We start from the raw sequence: 19,216 nt of genomic DNA on the forward strand, positions 1-19,216 counted from the left end.
TATGACGTTAAAAGACAATATTCAACGTTTGCAATCGATCGATGCTCTACGTGGTTTAGTGATTTTGATCATGTTACTTGATCATGTCAGAGAAACATTTTATTTACACAAACAAGTCCCTGATCCGATGGATGTTTCAGTTACTGAACCTGCTTTGTTTGGTAGTCGTGTGTTGGCACATTTGTGCGCGCCAATTTTTGTATTCTTAACGGGTATTTCAGCTTTTTTATTTTATTCCAAAACTCAAAGTGTGCAGCAAACACGTGCATTTTTATTGAAACGTGGTTTATTCCTGATTGTACTTGAACTTACATTGGTTAATTTTGCTTGGACTGCGACTTTTCCACCTGATGTGATTTATTTGCAAGTGATCTGGGTCATTGGGATTAGCATGGTGGTGCTCGCCGCATGTATCAGTTTACCTTTGCCTGTGATTATACTCAGTGCATTTGCCATTATCTTTGGGCACAATCTTTTAGACTCCATTCATTTTACTGACGGATCTTTCATTCAAACCCTTTGGTTGATCTTACATGAGCGAGGTTGGATTGAGATCGCAGGGGTGAAGCTACGGACGTCTTATCCTGTGCTGCCGTGGATAGGGGTGATTTTATTGGGATATGCCTTAGGACATTTATTTAGTCAAAAATATACAACTCAGCAGAGGAATAACTATTTATTCGGTATCGGTTTGATCAGTATCGGCTTGTTTGTATTGTTGCGCTTCGTCAATGCTTATGGTGATCAACCGTGGCTACATTTTGATTCCTTTAAACTGACGCTGATGAGTTTCTTTAATTTGACCAAATATCCGCCATCTTTACTGTTCATTTTATGGAATGTAGGTGTGGGCTTGATTTTGTTGGTGGCATTTGATCGCTGGCAACAGCAACGATGGTTTAAACCTTTAGTGGTATTTGGTTCAGTGCCGATGTTCTTTTATTTATTGCATTTATATGTATTGAAGTTGGTCTATGTGATTGCAGTCAGTATTTGGGGCGTAAATCAGGGAGACTATCTTTCAGTCAATCATGTGTGGATGCTATGGCTCATCACGATAGCAATGTCTTTTGCGCTTTATCCAGTGGTGCAATGGTTTTCACGCTTTAAGCATCAAAATAAACAGATTACGATTTTGAAATATTTCTAAGCAACGGATCGAATGACAAGCTAAAAACCACCTTAATATTGGGTGGTTTTTATTTGCTCACATCTAAATAAAGGCTTTCTTTGACTTCCTCCATCACCACATAACTATGGGATGATGCCGAAGCAGGCAGTTTTTTCAGTAAATCACCCAATAAGCGTCGATAAGCACTCATTTCTTTGAGTCGTGCTTTGACTAAATAATCAAACTCACCTGATATCAGATGACATTCTAAAACCTCAGGGATATCCACTAAATCGCGTGCCACCTGATCAAATACATCGCCTGATTTTGCAGATAGTTTGATTTCTAAAAACACCAACAGACTGCGATCTACATGTACGGGATTAAGCCGAGCGTAATAGCCCATAATAATACCTTCACGTTCCAATCGTTTGACGCGTTCTGAACAAGGCGTGGTAGATAAGTTCACACGTGAAGCCAACTCACTAATCGCGATACGTCCTTCACGTTGCAGAATGTCTAAAATCAAGCGATCAATACGGTCTAATTTACGCATAAAACATTCCCTTTTATTTTAATTTTTTCATGATAAAAACATTAAATTACCTAGATTATAGCCATAAAAACAGTCAAAAAAACTATTGAAGCAAAAATATACTAGTTAAATAAACTAGTGGGCGAGAGGGACCTATTATGCGCGTCATCGTTTTAGGAAGTGGTGTTATTGGTGTAGCGAGTGCTTACTATCTTGCACAACAAGGTGCCCAAGTGACTGTACTTGATCGTCAGTCTGGTCCAGCAAAAGAAACCAGTTTTGGTAATGCTGGGCAAATCTCGCCAGGATATTCAACGCCGTGGGCTGCACCAGGGATCCCATTTAAAGCAGTAAAATGGATGTTCCAGCATCATGCACCACTTGCTATTAATATAGATGGCAGCATGTGGCAGCTCCAGTGGATGGCACAGATGCTGAAAAACTGTAATCCTCAAAGTTATGCAGTCAATAAAGAGCGCATGATGCGTGTGGCTGAATACAGCCGTGATTGTTTGCGTCAACTGAGAAGTGAAACAGGCATCCATTACGAAAATCGTTCCAAAGGTACATTACAGGTATTTCGTAATGAAGCGCAGCTTGAAGCAGTGCAACGAGACATCCAAGTGCTGAAAGAATGTGGTGTTGATTTTAATTTACTCAATGCAGAAGAGCTGGGTAGCGTAGAACCAGCATTGGCACACACCGATAAATTAGTCGGTGGTTTACATTTACCAAACGATGAAACGGGTGATTGTTATTTATTCACCAACGCTTTGGCAAAAGTGGCGCAAGACTTAGGTGTCGAATTTAAATTCGATCAAAATGTTGAGCAACTGATCGTTGAAGGTGACGAAATTAAAGGTGTGATGGTCAATGGGGCGATTTTAACGGCTGATCGTTTCGTACTTGCGTTTGGTAGTTATTCACGCGATTTCTTAAAACCATTGCAATTGAATCTGCCAGTTTATCCAGTGAAAGGCTATTCATTGACGATTCCAATTGTTGAACCAAAATTTGCTCCGCAATCAACGGTTTTAGATGAGACGTATAAAGTCGCGATTACACGTTTCGACCAACGTATCCGTGTGGGTGGTATGGCGGAATTAAGTGGCTTTAACTTGGGCTTAAATGATGATCGTCGTGCAACTTTGGAAATGGTCACCCAAGACTTATTCCCAGGTGGTGACTTGCAACAAGCATCATTCTGGACAGGTTTACGTCCAATGACACCAGACAGCACACCGATTATTGGTGCAACCAAATATAAAAATCTGTTCTTAAATACTGGTCATGGCACTTTAGGTTGGACCATGGCATGTGGTTCAGGCAAATTAATCAGTGATCTAGTGATGAATCATCGTACCGAGATTAGTACTGATGGTTTATCAATCCAGCGTTATTCACACGCGGCATAATTTGATTATACAAGGACGTTGATTATGCCTCGCCCAATTACTGCGGTCATTCATACTCAGGCTTTGCGCCAAAATCTTGAGGTCGTGAGAACTTCTGTTCCAGATAGTAAGATGTTTGCAGTGGTCAAAGCCAATGCCTATGGACATGGAATCGAACGAGTTTACGATGCTTTAAAAACTGCGGACGGCTTCGCTTTACTTGATATAGATGAAGCGAAACGTTTGCGTGCATTAGGTTGGACAGGTCCAATCCTATTGCTGGAAGGAATTTTTTCGCCACAAGATTTATTTGATTGTGCTGAATATCAGTTGAGTTTTACGGTACATAGTGAGCATCAAGTTGAATGGATACAACAGCATATCTATCCAGCTCAGTTTGATATTTTCTTAAAAATGAACAGTGGCATGAACCGTCTAGGTTTCAAGCCTCAACAATACCGAAAAATCTGGCAACATCTGCAACGCCTCAATAATGTTTCCAACATCACCCATATGACGCATTTCTCTGATGCTGATGGCGAACGTTTTGGTCAAGCTGGGGTTGAATATCAACTCGCAGAATTTGAAAGCACCATTCAGGACTTACCTGGCGAAAGATCGGTGAGTAATAGTGCTGCCATTCTCAGATATCCCTCGCAAGTACACTCCGATTATGTCCGTGGCGGCATCATGCTCTATGGCAGCTCTCCCGATTATCCGAAGCATAGTATCCAAGATTGGGGACTTGCACCGACCATGAGTTTGCGCAGTGAATTGATCGCGATCCAGCAGTTAAATGCCAATGAAAGTGTGGGTTATGGTTCAAGTTTCGTAGCTGCACATGCGATGACGATTGGTATTGTCGCGTGTGGTTATGCAGATGGTTATCAGCGTACTTCTCCTACAGGCACGCCCGTGTTAGTCAATGGAATCCGTACTCGAACCATTGGGCGAGTCAGTATGGATATGTTGGCAGTCTATCTAACGCCAGTTCCGAATGCTGAAATTGGCAGTGAAGTTGTGCTTTGGGGAACATCAAAAACAGGTCAAATTCTCTCTATTGATGATGTTGCAGCAGCCTCAGGCACAGTTGGCTATGAACTTATGTGCGGCGTAACTGCACGAGTTCCATTTATCACTCAAGACTAAGGAAGTCATCATGTCACATTCAGATATCCAGAAAATCAATAGCACCGAAGTGATGAGTGCAGTCACGGTTTTTAATCAGGTTGTTTATCTATCAGGACAGGTGCCTAAAAATCCAGACCTCGATATTGAAGGACAGACTCTAGATATTTTGGCAACGATTGAGCAGCTCTTGGCTTCGGCAAATAGCGATAAATCACGCCTATTGTCGGTTCAACTGTTTTTAAAAAATCTCTCAGATTTTCCGACAGTCAATGCGATCTATGTCGATTGGTTAAAAGACTGTGTAGCGCCATCACGCGCTACGATTCAAGCTGATTTGGTCAATCCAAATTGGTTGATTGAAATTGCAGTGATTGCAGCACAAAAATAAAGCGAATCGCTTTATTTTTGTTTAAATGAGATTAAAAAAGAAGAAAAGTAACGTATTTGTTATAGATAAAAGTAAGGCAAATACGTATTTTCTTGCAGTCAAAATGAATAGGTCATTTATAAAGGACAGCTGGTTAAGCTCATAAATTAGCGACCGATTCATTTTAGGAAGTAGTAAAAAGGAACTTTTTTATGACGGTGATAGATAATCAGTCTTCAGGTGATGATGCACCTCAAGACTTACAACGAAAACTTTCCAATCGCCATTTGCAATTGATTGCCATTGGTGGCGCGATTGGGACTGGACTGTTCATGGGTTCAGGAAAAACCATCTCCCTTGCAGGTCCATCAATCTTGTTTATTTACATGATTATTGGTGGCATGTTCTTCTTTTTGATGCGAGCACTTGGTGAGTTGTTGCTTGCCAATTTACAGTACAAATCTTTCGTCGATATGGCACACGATCTGATTGGACCGTGGGCTGGATATTATTTGGGTTGGACTTATTGGTTAGGTTGGGTTTTGGTCGGTATTGCGGACTTAGCCGCTGTAATTAATTATCTTGGTTTTTGGCTGCCAGATGGAGTGATGTTTACTCCAATGGGACAGGCTCTGATTAGTGCGGGCTGCGTATTGTTCGTTTTGGCGTTGAATTTACTTACCGTCAAATTGTTTGGTGAAGTCGAGTTCTGGTTTGCACTGATTAAAATCTTGGCGATTATTGGTTTGATTGGGGTTGGGGGCTATATGATTTTTAGTCATTTTACCGCACCTCATGGCACAGTGGCTTCACTCAATAATATTTGGTCGCATGGTGGTATGTTCCCGAAAGGTGTTGATGGCTTCTTGGCAGGTTTCCAAATTGCCGTTTTTGCCTTTGTCGGTGTGGAGTTGATTGGAACCACTGCGGCAGAAACTAAAGATCCACACAAGAATCTTCCTAAAGCGATTAATGCGATTCCGATTCGTATTATTTTGTTTTATGTCTTGGCTTTATTGGTGGTGATGGCTGTTACACCGTGGGATCAAATCCGTGCAGATAAAAGCCCATTCGTTGAGTTATTCCTGAATGCTGGGATTGTGACCTCAGCGATCATCATGAATTTAGTGGTGCTGTCTTCGGTGATGTCGTCGATGAACAGTGGTGTTTTCTCGACCAGTCGTATGTTGTTTGGTCTGTCAAAAGATGGTCAGGCACCGAATTCATTTGGTCGCTTATCCAAAAGTGCAGTGCCAGCAAATGGTCTGATCTTCTCATGTGTATTTATCATGGGTGGAGCCGTGCTGCAGTATTTTGTCCCGAACACGATGGAAGCCTTTACTTTGGCAAGTTCGCTGTGTGTGATCCTGTTTATTAGCGTATGGAGCCTGATCATGGTCTGCTATATTCGTTATCGCAAATTACGCCCAGAGTTGCATGAACAGTCAAACTTTAAAATGCCGGGTGGTGTGTTCATGTCTTATGTGGTGATTGCATTCTTGTTATTCGCTTTGGTGATTTTGGCACTTGAACCTGACACCCTGAAAGCACTCTATGTGAGTCCGTTGTGGGTGGTGATTTTAGCGGTAACTTATCGAGTGTTATACAAGCCACGTATGCGTAAACTTGCGCGTGAATTGGCTTAATCGACTCTTTTGCATCTCCCATAAAAAGAGCTGATCTATCTTGATTGGCTCTTTTTATATCTACGCTGAGAAGTATTAATCAACCAATAAATGCTGATATTTATCTGCCTGTTTACGTAAATAATCCCAGACCAGTTTTATCCGTGGCTCATGCTGTAAATCTACAAAGGTAAGCATCCAGAAAGTATGATTAAAACGTACTTGTTCAGCTAAAACATCCTGAAGTTCAGGTTTATCATGGGCTAAAAATTTCGGCAAAATAGCCAATCCAGCACCTGCACTGACCGCGATTTGTTGTGCCAAAATACTGCTACTGCGAAAATTTGCAGTGAGTTTTAAGGGTAAGCGTTCTAGACAATACAGCTCAGGGCTATAGACCAAATCATCAATATAATTAACAAAACGGTGTTGGGTTAAATCCTCTAATCCACGAATTGGTGGATGTTGTGACAGATAGTTTTGACTGCCATAAATCTTTAATGAGTAATCTGACAGTCGCGTGATGATATAAGGTCCAGACGTTGGGCGATCAATAGACACCACAATGTCCGCTTCACGATGCGAGAGCTTAATCATCTTTGGCACAGGAATCAGGTCAATCGTGAGCTGAGGATAGTGAATCGATAACTCTGCTAATAGTCGTGCAAGAAATGCGGTACCAAATCCTTCAGGTGTGCCAATTCGCACACGACCTTGCAAAGGTTGATGCGGTTTCTCAATCTGAAGGAATGCCTGTTCCATTTGTTCAACCTGCGGAACAAGGGCTAATCCTTCCATCGTTAGTTCATAACCTGATGCTTCACGCTTGAACAAAGTCGTGCCTAAAGCCAGCTCCAATGCTTGAATCCGTCGAGCTACAGTACTGTGTTCCACGCCAATAATGCGTGCTGCATTGGTCAAGGTTTTGGTTCTCGCTAAAACCAGAAAAAACTGTAGATGATCCCAATCCACTTTCATTGTTATTGTCATCCCTGTGCATATTTGCACATCAATCGTGCATGAATTTGCGTTGGTGGTCAAAGCATTCTTTGCTAGTCTCAAACAAATGTTAAAAAAAGAAAATACGACGAATCGCTATTTTCGAACATCTGAACACAATAAAAATAGGCCTATGGAGAGGTTATGAATACAATCCAGAAAATCGAGCTGGACACAGCTAAGCTACTCATTAATGGACAGTTGATCGAGTCTGAAACCCAACACTGGAAAGATATCGTCAATCCTGCGACACAGGAAGTCATCGGTCGTGTGCCTTTTGCAACAATGCAGGAAGTGGATGCAGCGATTCAAGCTGCACAAGATGCTTTTGCCACTTGGCGTCAAACACCGATTCAAGCACGTATGCGCATTATGCTGAAGCTACAAGACTTGATTCGTGCCAACATGAAAGAGATCGCGAAAGTACTGACCGCTGAGCAAGGCAAAACCTTAGCCGATGCAGAAGGTGATATCCAGCGTGGCTTAGAAGTGGTTGAGCACGCTTGTTCTGTCGGTACTTTGCAAATGGGCGAGTACATCGAAGGCGTAGCACGAGGTGTAGATACCTATACTTTGCAACAACCATTGGGTGTTTGTGCGGGCATCACTCCATTTAATTTCCCAGCCATGATTCCATTGTGGATGTTCCCAATGGCGATTGTTTGTGGCAATACCTTTGTACTTAAACCTTCTGAACAAGACCCATTAACCACGATGATGTTGGTCGAACTTGCGATTCAAGCAGGTGTACCTGTTGGTGTGTTGAATGTGGTTCATGGTGGCAAAGAAGTAGTCGATCGTCTCTGTACACATCCACACATTAAAGCGATTTCCTTTGTCGGTTCAACTGCGGTGGGTACGCATGTGTATAACCTCGCAGGGCAACATGGCAAACGTGTGCAATCGATGATGGGGGCGAAAAACCATGTGGTGGTGATGCCTGATGCCAACAAAGAACAAACCCTCAATGCTTTAGTCGGTGCGGCTTTTGGTGCTGCAGGACAGCGTTGCATGGCACTTTCAGTTGCTGTGATGGTGGGTGAAAGTAAGCAATGGGTTCAAGAGTTGGTTGAAAAAGCCAAAACCTTGAAGGTTAATGCAGGACATGAGCCGAATACAGATATCGGACCTGTCATTTCTCAACGTGCCAAAGCGCGTGTGATTGATTTGATCAATAGTGGTGTCGAGCAAGGCGCAGAGCTGTTACTCGATGGTCGTGATGTGCAAGTTCAAGGTTATGAGTCAGGTAACTTTGTCGGAGCGACCATTTTTAATGGCGTGACCACAGACATGCGCATCTATAAAGAAGAAATCTTTGGCCCTGTATTGGCAATTATTTCTGTTGATACTTTAGAAGAAGCGATTGAGCTGATCAATGCCAATCCATTTGGTAATGGTGTTGGACTCTTCACTCAAAGTGGTGCTACAGCACGTACCTTCCAAAACTTAATTGATATTGGTCAAGTGGGGATTAATATTCCAATTCCTGTGCCTGTACCATTCTTTAGCTTTACAGGTTCGCGTGGTTCAAAACTGGGTGATTTAGGCCCTTATGGTAAGCAAGCGGTACAGTTCTATACGCAGACCAAAACCATTACCAGTCGTTGGTTTGAAGATAGCCATGAAGTTGGCGGTGTAAATACCACCATTAGTTTACGTTAAGGGGGAATCAGGGATGAATATCGCCTTTATCGGTCTCGGAAATATGGGCGGCAGAATGGCTCATAACCTGCTCAAAGCAGGACTTACAGTTTATGGTTATGACCTCAGTGAAGTGGCGAATCAGCACTTTGCTGAAGCGGGTGGTGTGGTCTGCGACAGTCCACAAGCAGCAGCCCAACAAGCAGATGTGGTGATCACCATGTTACCAGCAGCCAAGCATGTCAAAGAGGTTTACCTCGGTGAGGAGGGCGTGCTGGAAGTCTTGAAGGCAGGGGCATTGTGTATTGATAGCAGTACCATTGACCCGCAGACCATCAAAGATATCGCTGCGCTTGCGCAAACTAAAAATATTCACATCTGTGATGCGCCTGTGTCGGGTGGCACTATTGGCGCGAAGGCAGGTACTCTCACTTTTATGGTAGGTGCCAATGATCAGACCTTTGAGGAAGTCAAACCTGTGCTCAGCCACATGGGCAAGAATGTCATTCATTGTGGCGAGGTTGGTGCAGGACAAATTGCCAAGATTTGCAATAACTTAATTCTTGGAATCTCGATGGCTGCTGTGGCAGAGGGCATGGCATTGGGTGCCAAATTGGGGATTGATCCGCAAGCATTGGCGGGTGTGGTGAACACCTCAAGTGGTCGTTGCTGGAGTTCAGAGATTTGTAATCCATGGCCACATATCAATGAAAATGCACCTGCTTCACGTGGCTATCAAGATGGTTTTGCGACACAACTGATGCTGAAAGATTTAGGTCTCGCGGTCGAGGCAGCAGGTCAGGTCAAACAGCCTATTTTGTTAGGTGGCATGGTACAGCAGATGTATCAGCAGATGTGTATGCGTGGAAATGCGCATTTGGATTTCTCCAGCATTATCCAGCAATACCTACCAGACCAAGTTTAAACATCAAGCCATTGGATGGCTTGTAAACCAATAAATGCAACTCTGTCGTAAATAACTACAAATCCAGACTGAGGGAATAGAGATGTTGAATTATAAAGATGTGGCAAACGCATTTGATTTTGAAAATACGGCTCAACACATGTTGTCAGGTTCGTTGGATGAACTCAATGCATGCTTTGAGTGTTGTGACCGACATGTAGACGGTGAAAAAGTTGCTTTGTACTGGCAAGGCAAAGATGGGCGTAAGGAACAATATACTTTTGCGCAATTCAAACAGTGGTCCAGTCAATTTGCCAATTTTCTAAAATCACAAGGTGTACAGGCAGGTGATCGTATTTCGGGTTTATTACCACGAACGCCTGAGCTGATCGTGACGATTTTAGCCGCATGGCGAATTGGAGCCGTATATCAACCGCTGTTTACGGCTTTTGGACCGAAAGCGATTGAGCATCGTATTCAACTTGCACAAAGCAAGTTAGTCGTCACGGATGTGGGCAATCGCAGCAAGCTCGATGAAGTTGAACAATGCCCAGCTATCGTAACCGTTGCTGATGCAGAAGGTTCAGTGCCCAAAGCTAGCGATTTTAATTTTTGGCAGGAGCTGAATCAGCAGTCTGATCAATGTGAATTAGTGATGCGTAATTTGCACGATCCGTTCTTATTGATGTTTACCTCAGGGACCACTGGACCTGCCAAACCGCTCGAAGTTCCACTAAAAGCCTTAATTGCATTTGGTCGCTATATGCAAGATGCGATTGGCTTAACTGAAGATGATGCCTTTTGGAATATTGCTGATCCAGGTTGGGCCTATGGTTTGTACTATGCGATTACTGGGCCGTTATTCTTGGGACATGCGACATTGTTCTATGAAGGTGGATTCAGTACGGATAGTTTGTGTCAAATCGTCAAGGATTATCAAATCACCAATTTGGCAGGTGCACCAACGGCTTATCGTATGATGATGGCTGCTGATCCAGCACAAATGGCGCCGTTAAAAGGTCAGTTCCGTGTGGTCAGTAGTGCAGGTGAGCCACTGAATCCAGAAGTGATTCGCTGGTTCAAACAAGTTTTAGATGCGCCGATTTACGATCATTACGGACAAACTGAAGTGGGTATGGTGGTCTGTAACCATCACGGTTTAAGCCATGAAATACGTGCAGGTGCGGCAGGTTTTCCAAGTCCGGGTTATCGGGTTGCCGTGGTCAATGAACAAGGCGAAGAGCTTCCGCCAGACACCGCCGGAATTTTAGCGGTGGATATCAGCCAATCGCCAATGATGTGGTTTGGTGGGTATAAAGAAAGCCGTAAATCACCTTTTGTTGGCAATTATTACTTAACAGGCGATACCGCTGAGTTACATAGTGATGGCAGTATGAGTTTTGTGGGACGTAGCGATGATGTGATCACCACATCGGGTTATCGCATCGGTCCATTTGATGTTGAAAGTGCTTTGCTTGAACATGATGCGGTGATTGAAGCTGCGGTAATTGGTGTGCCTGATCCAGATCGTACCGAACTGGTTAAAGCCTTTGTGATTTTAGCGGCAGGTGTACAGTCTACAGTTGCTTTGGCAGAAGAATTAAGCCAATTTGTGAAAAAACGTCTTTCTGCACATGCATATCCACGTCTAGTGGAATTTGTCACCGAGTTGCCGAAGACGCCAAGTGGTAAAATCCAACGTTTTTTATTGCGTAATCAGGAAATTGCTAAGCAACAAGTAAAAGCAGGGTAAGGGAAATAACAATGCAATTTACCGAAGAACAATTGTTAATTCGTGATATGGCGAAAAGTTTCGCCCAAGAACAAATCAAACCGAATGCCAGTGATTGGGATCGAGATGGCACTTTTCCCAAAGCTGCGTTAGCGCAGATGGGGCAGCTTGGTTTTATGGGGATGCTAGTCCCAGAGCAATGGGGTGGGTCAGATACGGGCAATTTGGCCTATGTACTAGCACTCGAAGAAGTTGCAGCAGCAGATGGTGCGACCTCGACCATTATGAGCGTGCATAACTCGGTGGGCTGTGTACCTATTTTAAAATTTGGTAATGACGAGCAAAAAGAACGCTTTTTAAAACCCTTAGCCCAAGGTGAAATGATCGGAGCCTTTGCTTTAACCGAACCACACACAGGTTCAGATGCCGCAGCCATCAAAACTCGCGCAGTTAAGGATGGTGATGATTATATTCTGAATGGTGCAAAGCAGTTTATTACTTCTGGCCATAATGCAGGGGTGATTATCGTCTTTGCCGTGACTGATCCAAGCGCAGGTAAAAAGGGGATTAGTGCCTTTCTCGTGCCACGTGATACACCCGGATATGAGGTCATTCGTGTCGAAGAGAAATTAGGTTTACATGCTTCGGATACCTGTCAGATTGCTTTGACCGATGTACGTGTGCATAAAAGTTTGATGTTGGGTAAAGAAGGCGAGGGTCTGAAAATTGCACTTGCTAATTTAGAAGGTGGTCGTATCGGAATTGCAGCACAAGCAGTGGGTTTGGCGCGTGCAGCTTTAGAAGAAGCGACAGACTATGCCAAAGAACGTCTGACATTTGGTAAACCAATTTTCGAGCATCAAGCGATTGCCTTCCGCCTTGCTAGTATGGCAACAGAGATCGAAGCTGCACGACAACTGGTTCATTATGCTGCACGTCTCAAAGAAGCGGGTCAGCCTTGTTTGAATGAAGCATCGATGGCGAAATTATTTGCATCTGAAATGTCAGAGCGTGTCTGTTCAAGTGCCTTACAGGTCTTTGGTGGTTATGGCTATCTGAAAGATTTTCCAATCGAACGAATTTATCGTGATGCACGAATTTGTCAGATTTATGAAGGTACTAGCGATATTCAACGTTTAGTGATCGCACGTAGTCTATAAAACTCAAACAAGGATTGAATGATGCAGTGGCAAACTATTTTATTGGAAAAGCATAATGGTGTTGGGTTAATTACCCTCAATCGTCCTAAAGCTTTAAATGCGTTAAACAGTGAATTGATCAGTGAAGTGAATCAAGCCCTCGACCAACTGGAAAAGGATCGTGAGATTGGTTGTATCGTATTGGCAGGTTCAGAAAAAGCTTTTGCAGCAGGCGCGGATATTAAGGAAATGGCACAGCTAAATTTTCCTGATATTTATTTTGATGATTTTTTCCATCTTGCTGATCGTATTGCCCAACGCCGTAAACCTTTGATTGCTGCGGTGAGTGGTTATGCTTTGGGTGGTGGTTGTGAATTAGCACTGATGTGTGACTTTATCTACTGCGCTGAGAATGCCAAGTTCGGCTTACCTGAAGTGACTTTGGGCGTAATTCCGGGAATTGGTGGAACACAACGTTTAACTCATGCCATTGGTAAAGCTAAAGCGATGGAAATGTGCCTCACCGCACGACAAATGGGTGCAGTAGAAGCTGAGTTAAGTGGTTTGGTTGCACGTGTATTCAACAAAGAAGACCTACTCCAACAAACCCTACAAGCCGCTGAACAAATTGCGACACGTTCGCTGACTGCAAACATGATGCTGAAAGAAACCATTAATCGAGCTTTCGAAGTCAATTTGACCGAAGGATTACGATTTGAACGACGCATGTTCCATTCTATTTTTGCCACTGCGGACCAAAAAGAAGGCATGCGGGCGTTTGTAGAAAAACGGCAGGCAAATTTTAAAAATCAATAAGAGATCAATAAAATGAACAAAGAAAATCACTTAATGATTGAGCAACAAGGTGGTCTAGGCATGATCACCTTAGATCGAGTGACACATCTGAACGCACTATCGCTTGAGATGATTGAGGGGATTCGAGCCCAACTTGAGCTTTGGCGAGATGATGCTGCTATCCAAGCGATTTTAATCAAATCGAACAGCCCGAAAGCCTTTTGTGCAGGAGGCGATATTCGCTATCTGTATGACAGTTATAAACTGGGCACGACAGATCATCAGGGTTATTTTAGTGCCGAATATAACATGCTCACCACCATACGTGAGTACCATAAACCTGTCATCGTTCTGCTCAATGGTTATGTGCTTGGTGGTGGTTTTGGCTTAGCGCAAGCCTGCCACATCATTGTGAGTAGTGAAAAATCACGCTTTGCCATGCCTGAAACAGCGATTGGTTTTTTCCCAGATGTCGGCGCTACTCATTTCCTATCGCGCTTGGATGACATAGGCGTGTATATGGCGATTACAGGTGAGCAAATCAGTAGCAGTGATGCCCTTTATTTGGATTTGATTGACTACCATGTACCGAGCGAAAAACTGCTTGCCTTGCAAGATGCCTTGGTTGCAGAAAACGATTTAAGTCAACAAAACATTGAACATATTGTGAGTTGCTTTATCACCCGACCAGCAGAAAGTGAATTGAAACAGTATGCCGAGGCGATTCGTAAACATTTCGGTTTCCAACATTTGGATGAGATTGAGCAAAGTCTTGCGAATGAACAAGATGAGCAGTTACACGCATGGGCCAGCAAATTATTGCATCTACTGCAACAACGCTCATTTGTGGCAAAACAAACCAGCTTGAAACTACAACATCTTGGACGTGGACTTTCTTTGCAACAATGCATGCAACTTGAGCGTGATTTGCAGGATATTTGGTTTGAGCATGGTGACTTTATTGAAGGTGTGCGTGCACTGATTGTCGATAAAGATAAGCAACCGCAATGGAAACAGGCCAATCCAGAACTAGAGCAAATATTAGAAAAGCTGAGCTAAGTACGGCTCATCCGATTGATATTACAAAGGAGAAATACAAACAGGACGTAGACTTTTGATCAAGCATGATCATCAGCATAAAAATTCAGAATAAAAATTTCCAAGAAAGGAAAATGAAGATGCAAACATTACATGGAAACGGTTCACATCCTAAAAAGTCATCACATCGTTTGGCGGGTATCTCCAGTATGGTAGGTACCACCATCGAGTGGTATGACTTTTTTATCTATGGCGCAGCGGCGGCGCTGATTTTCAATAAATTATTTTTCCCAAATCTTGACCCCTTGACAGGTGTGTTGGCTGCATTTGGCACCTATGCAGTAGGCTTTATCGGACGCCCCCTAGGTGGTTTAGTGTTTGGGCACTTTGGTGACAAGATTGGTCGTAAGTCCATGTTGTTACTGACTTTGATGCTGATGGGTATTCCCACTGTATTGATTGGACTGTTGCCTACCTATGAATCAATCGGCTATTGGGCTGCGATTTGCTTGGTCATCTTGCGTTTTATCCAAGGTATGGCAATGGGTGGAGAGTGGGGCGGTGCTGTGCTCATGGCAGTTGAACATGCACCTGAGGGCAAAAAAGGATTTTGGGGTAGTTTGCCTCAAGCAAGTACAGGCGGCGGTTTAATGCTGGCTTCAATTGCGCTCGGTTTAGTGTCCTTACTGCCTGAACAAGCATTGTTTAGTTGGGGTTGGCGCATCCCTTTTCTCGCAAGTATCGTATTACTGGCTGTAGGTTGGTATATCCGTGTTAAAGTACCTGAGTCACCTGACTTTGAAAAAGTCAAAGAGCAAGCTGAGAATATTAAAGTTCCTGCGTTACAGGTCTTCAAACAACATCCAAAACAGTTGATTACGATTATTGTGGCACGTGCTGCTGAAAATGCATGGTTTTACATTGCATCAACATTTACTTTGGCTTATACCACGACTCAACTTGGAATCCCTCGACAAGAAATTCTATTTGCTACCATTTGTGGTGCAGCAGTCATTCTATTTATGACCCCATTGTGTGGACATCTGTCCGATCGGGTTGGTCAACGCAATATGTTTATGTTTGGCTTGTGTGTGCTGGCAGTATTTAGCTATCCATTCTTTAGTATGTTAAACACCAAAGACCCTGTACTGGTGTGGACTGCGATTGTTTTGGCCATTGGTGTGGTGTTCCCAATTATGTATGCACCACAAGCACAATTGTTCGCACGGCAGTTCCCTGCTGAAATTCGATATAGTGGCATCTCAATTTCAGTGCAGTTAGCAGGTGTATTGGGTGGTGGTATTGCACCGTTGATTGCAACCAAGTTATTGAGCGTCGGTGGTGGCAATCCATATTTGATTATGATTTATATCGGTTCGATGGCAGTCGTTGCAATTATTGCGACAACCTTTATGCCGCGTGACCGAATTGCGCAAACTTATCAGCAATCAAATGAACTAGATTTAAAAACGAAGATTACCGAACAGTCTTAGCTGCTAAATGTATAGATAGGAAAAAAGCCCTCATCTTTCGATGAGGGCTTTTTTTGAATCTAGAGCGGAAAGGATACTCGGGCTCGCGACTCCAGCGTTAGCGGTAGTCACGAACATAAATTACGTTAGATAGTAATCTATGGAACTACCCTTTATTGTATTGCTAATCGTTATTTTGAGGTTTGAATATGATTGAAATTGCCCAACAGCAAGATGCAAAAGTAATCTTAAATGTTATCCAAAAAAGTATAGTGTCTTGCTCTCTAGATCATCAAGGTAATCAAAATGTTATTGATGAATGGTTATCAAATAAAACTGAAGAAAATATCATTAACTGGATAAACAACTCTTATTCATATGTATATAAAAAGGACAATAAAATTGTAGGTTTTATTTTGATATCCAAGGGTGGAACTATTCTTCTAAATTATGTTTTACCTGATTATCAAGGCGAGGGCATAGGAAGTGCAATGATTGATTTCATCATTTCTCTTTCTCACCAACTCGATAAAATTACGCTTGAGTCGACGCTAACTGCGAAAAATTTTTATGAGCGTAAAAACTTTATCATTCTGGAAGAGATCTACGAATATGAAAAGTTAGTCGGCTTTAAAATGGAATTAAGGCTAGCTGGCAATCTTGCTTAAAGGATAAGAAAAAAGCCCTCATCTTTCGATGAGGGCTTTTTTGAATCTGGAGCGGGAAAGGAGACTCGAACTCCCGACCCCAACCTTGGCAAGGTTATGCTCTACCAACTGAGCTATTCCCGCTTATTGAGCAGTTTTTACGAAAACTTACACTAAAAAATTTGAGCGGGAAAGGAGACTCGAACTCCCGACCCCAACCTTGGCAAGGTTATGCTCTACCAACTGAGCTATTCCCGCATGCCGTGTATAATACATTAAGCAAAAATAGGGTCAATAATTTTATGCAAAGAAAATGATTAATTGCATAAAATAAAAGCACTTCTAGCAGAAAAATCTAAAAAAGTGAAATTTTGTATAAGCATTTTACTGAAACGGTGCTCATGTATACTAGTAAGCTATCGCAATCTGACCTATCGAGTGACTGATGACTTTAGAACAACAATTGATTGAACGTATAAATAGCCTAACTCCAACTCATCTTGAAGTGATCAACGAGTCAGCAGGACACGGTGGTTATTTTCCGGGTAAAGAGTCCCACTTTAAAGTCATTGTAGTGAGCGAAGCATTTCAAGGCTTACGCTTAGTACAACGCCATCAAAAAATTTATGCGGTTGCGGCTGAGCTGATGAGTCCAGACAAAATTCATGCGTTAGCAATTCATGCCTATATTCCGATTGAGTGGCAAGGACAAGCACCAGCAAGCCCAGATTGTTCACATGCACCAAAAAACTAAAGGTTGATTATGGACGCTCACTTAATTACTAAAATCATTCATATGTCAGCAGTAAGTTTGTTGATACTGGTCTTTGTTGCACGCGCTGCGACTTTATTTATTGATGTAAAAAATCAGCAACCTAACTCAAATGCACGCAAAAGCTTGGTTGGAATGCAGCATCTCTCTTTAACATTGATTATCGTGACAGGTGCTACGCTCTTATTTATGAATAATTTTGATGTAAAACCTTGGTTTTATGCCAAAGTCATCCTGTTTTTTGTACTGTGGTCATCATTGATCAAAACCTATAAAAATGACGACACTATTCTTTTGGTGCAACGTCGCGCTGGTTTATTGATCGGTTCAGTCGCATTAATTGGTATTCTTGGCTTGGTGATGATTAAACCGGTTTTTGCTTAATTGTTTGACATTGTTTTAGTAATTGTTTTGGCTCTAGGTTAAACTGCGTGCAGTTTACAAAAATATTGTAGAGGGAAATCATGTTAACGCGTGTGGTATTTAACCAAAAAGGTGGTGTGGGGAAGTCGAGTATTACAGTCAATTTGGCGGCGATTAGCGCTAAACAAGGTTTAAGAACGTTGGTGATTGATCTCGACCCACAAGCAAATTCCAGCCAGTACCTTTTAGGTGAAGATGCGACATATTCTGCCGATAAAGCAGCTTTAGAGCCTAATATTGAAAATTTCTTCGAAGATACTTTAGCTGCAACTCAGCAAAAAGGATTGATTGGAAATGCAATCGGATCAATTCTGAAAGCACCACGTAGTAAAGGTTTAGATAGTTACGTTCACCGTACTGCATTTAATAACTTAGATGTTATTCCTGCGAGCCCAAGCCTAGGTGCGCTTGAACATGCTTTAGAAACCAAGCATAAAATTTATAAATTGCGCGATTCAATTCAGTCGCTGAGTGCGCGTTATGATCGTATTTTCATTGATACGCCACCTGCATTTAACTTCTTTACTTTGTCTGCTTTAATTTCTTCTGATCGCGTGTTGATCCCTTTTGATTGTGATGTGTTTTCTAAACGTGCGTTACAAACTTTGATTGAAAACGTACTCGAAACGCAAGATGATCATAATGATCGCTTAGAGATTGAGGGAATCGTTGTGAACCAGTTCCAATCTCAAGCAAAATTGCCACGTGAAGTGGTTCAGCAATTAAAAGATGAAGGCTTACCAGTGCTAGAAAGCATGTTGCCACCTTCTGTCTTAATGAAAGAATCACATCAAAAGAATTTACCTTTGATTCATTTAGCATCTGAACATAAATTGACGCAAGCTTATGTCACCTTGTTTGGCGAGATTGAATCAAATAAATAAGAGAATTTTATGAAACGATTATATTGGATGCCTGTGTTGGCAGCGGCGATGTTATTAGGTGCATGTGCATCTACGGTTAAACCAAGCTATGTTTCTCCAACGCAATACCAAACATTGAACTGCCAACAATTACAAGCTGAATATAATCGTATCCAGCTTTATATCGAAAATGGGGTTCAAACACCGAAACGCACAGGTGTAGGTGTTGGTCTAGGACTCGGTGGTGGATGGGGTAGAGGTGGATGGGGCTTTGGTCCTTCGATTTCAGTGAATATGGGACAATCGATGAATACCAAAAACACTGAACTTGCCAATGTACTCGGTCAGCAAGATGCAATTGTACAAGCTGCTCAATTCAAGGGCTGTCCAATTATCGTCAAGCAACGTCCTAAATCATAACTTTCAGACTGCTTGTCATCATAATGCTGTGGTGGCAGGCAATTAAATTTTAGCAAAATGTTTCAATAAAATATTATAAAAAACATAATATTATAATTTTCTCTCCTTAATTTCTTCATCTTTTAAAGTTTAGCCTTAATTATAAAACTTGTTTGTCTACACTAAATTCGTTTAAGGTGGCGACCATGTAAGGTTAATGGGTATATCT

At 42.3% G+C, this 19,216-nt stretch carries 19 protein-coding genes and 2 tRNA genes; 17 read left to right on the top strand and 4 right to left on the bottom strand.

The genetic code is table 11. The features are described from left to right. Position 1: 1 nt before the first annotated feature. The gene (locus tag F933_RS09470) at positions 2 to 1,150 is read left to right on the top strand and encodes an acetyltransferase domain-containing protein (RefSeq protein ID WP_005060675.1); all 1,149 of its coding nucleotides are present in this window, start codon (positions 2 to 4) and stop codon (positions 1,148 to 1,150) included. 49 nt (positions 1,151 to 1,199) lie between these two features. Here F933_RS09470 and F933_RS09475 read toward each other — a convergent pair whose 3' ends face one another. Continuing rightward, positions 1,200 to 1,667, bottom strand: coding sequence for an Lrp/AsnC ligand binding domain-containing protein (locus F933_RS09475; protein ID WP_005055512.1), 468 nt, complete (start codon positions 1,665 to 1,667; stop codon positions 1,200 to 1,202). Between the two features lie 137 nt (positions 1,668 to 1,804). On the opposite strand from F933_RS09475, the gene F933_RS09480 reads away from it, so the two are divergent. The 4 genes from F933_RS09480 (at position 1,805) to F933_RS09495 (ending at position 6,184) form a co-directional block, all read left to right on the top strand. Next, positions 1,805 to 3,061: a D-amino acid dehydrogenase gene (locus tag F933_RS09480; RefSeq protein ID WP_005060678.1), complete on the top strand. Its 1,257-nt coding sequence runs from the start codon at positions 1,805 to 1,807 to the stop codon at positions 3,059 to 3,061. 24 nt (positions 3,062 to 3,085) lie between these two features. Then, the gene (gene alr / locus F933_RS09485; RefSeq protein ID WP_005060680.1) at positions 3,086 to 4,189 is read left to right on the top strand and encodes an alanine racemase; all 1,104 of its coding nucleotides are present in this window, start codon (positions 3,086 to 3,088) and stop codon (positions 4,187 to 4,189) included. 10 nt (positions 4,190 to 4,199) lie between these two features. Beyond that, positions 4,200 to 4,559 carry a RidA family protein gene (locus tag F933_RS09490; RefSeq protein WP_005060683.1) on the top strand — a complete coding sequence of 120 codons (360 nt, stop codon included), beginning with the start codon at positions 4,200 to 4,202 and terminating at the stop codon, positions 4,557 to 4,559. Positions 4,560 to 4,750: 191 nt separating this feature from the next. Then, positions 4,751 to 6,184 (top strand): amino acid permease, encoded by a 1,434-nt coding sequence (locus tag F933_RS09495; protein ID WP_005060686.1) that lies wholly within the window; start codon positions 4,751 to 4,753, stop codon positions 6,182 to 6,184. 75 nt (positions 6,185 to 6,259) lie between these two features. On the opposite strand, the gene F933_RS09500 is transcribed toward F933_RS09495, so the two are convergent. Continuing rightward, on the bottom strand, positions 6,260 to 7,141 hold the full coding sequence (locus tag F933_RS09500) for a LysR family transcriptional regulator (RefSeq protein ID WP_005060688.1): 882 nt from the start codon (positions 7,139 to 7,141) through the stop codon (positions 6,260 to 6,262). 165 nt (positions 7,142 to 7,306) lie between these two features. Here F933_RS09500 and F933_RS09505 point away from each other — a divergent pair, with 165 nt between their 5' ends. The 8 genes from F933_RS09505 (at position 7,307) to F933_RS09540 (ending at position 16,551) form a co-directional block, all read left to right on the top strand. Next, positions 7,307 to 8,824: a CoA-acylating methylmalonate-semialdehyde dehydrogenase gene (locus F933_RS09505; RefSeq protein WP_005060690.1), complete on the top strand. Its 1,518-nt coding sequence runs from the start codon at positions 7,307 to 7,309 to the stop codon at positions 8,822 to 8,824. A gap of 13 nt (positions 8,825 to 8,837) precedes the next feature. Further along, complete coding sequence (gene mmsB, locus F933_RS09510; RefSeq protein ID WP_005060692.1) at positions 8,838 to 9,728, top strand: 3-hydroxyisobutyrate dehydrogenase; 891 nt, start codon at positions 8,838 to 8,840, stop codon at positions 9,726 to 9,728. 82 nt (positions 9,729 to 9,810) lie between these two features. Then, a complete protein-coding gene (locus tag F933_RS09515; RefSeq protein ID WP_005060695.1) occupies positions 9,811 to 11,460 on the top strand; it encodes an AMP-binding protein in 1,650 nt (549 codons plus the stop codon). Between the two features lie 11 nt (positions 11,461 to 11,471). After that, on the top strand, positions 11,472 to 12,599 hold the full coding sequence (locus tag F933_RS09520) for an acyl-CoA dehydrogenase family protein (RefSeq protein WP_005060697.1): 1,128 nt from the start codon (positions 11,472 to 11,474) through the stop codon (positions 12,597 to 12,599). 21 nt (positions 12,600 to 12,620) lie between these two features. Next, complete coding sequence (locus F933_RS09525; protein WP_005060700.1) at positions 12,621 to 13,394, top strand: enoyl-CoA hydratase; 774 nt, start codon at positions 12,621 to 12,623, stop codon at positions 13,392 to 13,394. Between the two features lie 12 nt (positions 13,395 to 13,406). Next, positions 13,407 to 14,432: an enoyl-CoA hydratase/isomerase family protein gene (locus F933_RS09530; protein WP_005060702.1), complete on the top strand. Its 1,026-nt coding sequence runs from the start codon at positions 13,407 to 13,409 to the stop codon at positions 14,430 to 14,432. A gap of 119 nt (positions 14,433 to 14,551) precedes the next feature. Further along, positions 14,552 to 15,904 (top strand): MFS transporter, encoded by a 1,353-nt coding sequence (locus tag F933_RS09535; RefSeq protein WP_005060705.1) that lies wholly within the window; start codon positions 14,552 to 14,554, stop codon positions 15,902 to 15,904. Between the two features lie 188 nt (positions 15,905 to 16,092). Further along, complete coding sequence (locus tag F933_RS09540) at positions 16,093 to 16,551, top strand: GNAT family N-acetyltransferase (RefSeq protein ID WP_005060707.1); 459 nt, start codon at positions 16,093 to 16,095, stop codon at positions 16,549 to 16,551. A gap of 47 nt (positions 16,552 to 16,598) precedes the next feature. On the opposite strand, the gene F933_RS09545 is transcribed toward F933_RS09540, so the two are convergent. Together F933_RS09545 and F933_RS09550 are read right to left on the bottom strand one after the other, a co-directional pair. Continuing rightward, positions 16,599 to 16,674 (bottom strand) — tRNA-Gly (locus F933_RS09545). Positions 16,675 to 16,715: 41 nt separating this feature from the next. Continuing rightward, positions 16,716 to 16,788: transfer RNA gene (locus tag F933_RS09550), tRNA-Gly, on the bottom strand. A 187-nt stretch (positions 16,789 to 16,975) separates the two neighbouring features. On the opposite strand from F933_RS09550, the gene F933_RS09555 reads away from it, so the two are divergent. The 4 genes from F933_RS09555 to F933_RS09570 all read left to right on the top strand — a co-directional run bounded on the left by F933_RS09555 (position 16,976) and on the right by F933_RS09570 (position 19,008). Next, entirely contained in the window at positions 16,976 to 17,284 is a 309-nt protein-coding gene (locus F933_RS09555) for a BolA family protein (RefSeq protein WP_005060708.1), read from the top strand. A gap of 9 nt (positions 17,285 to 17,293) precedes the next feature. After that, positions 17,294 to 17,686, top strand: coding sequence for a SirB2 family protein (locus F933_RS09560; RefSeq protein WP_005060709.1), 393 nt, complete (start codon positions 17,294 to 17,296; stop codon positions 17,684 to 17,686). A gap of 80 nt (positions 17,687 to 17,766) precedes the next feature. After that, positions 17,767 to 18,609 (top strand): ParA family protein, encoded by an 843-nt coding sequence (locus F933_RS09565; RefSeq protein WP_005060712.1) that lies wholly within the window; start codon positions 17,767 to 17,769, stop codon positions 18,607 to 18,609. Positions 18,610 to 18,618: 9 nt separating this feature from the next. After that, positions 18,619 to 19,008, top strand: coding sequence for a hypothetical protein (locus tag F933_RS09570; protein ID WP_005060714.1), 390 nt, complete (start codon positions 18,619 to 18,621; stop codon positions 19,006 to 19,008). The last annotated feature ends 208 nt before the right edge of the window (positions 19,009 to 19,216 follow it).

The sequence above is a fragment of the Acinetobacter beijerinckii CIP 110307 genome (assembly GCF_000369005.1).
Lineage (GTDB): Bacteria > Pseudomonadota > Gammaproteobacteria > Pseudomonadales > Moraxellaceae > Acinetobacter > Acinetobacter beijerinckii.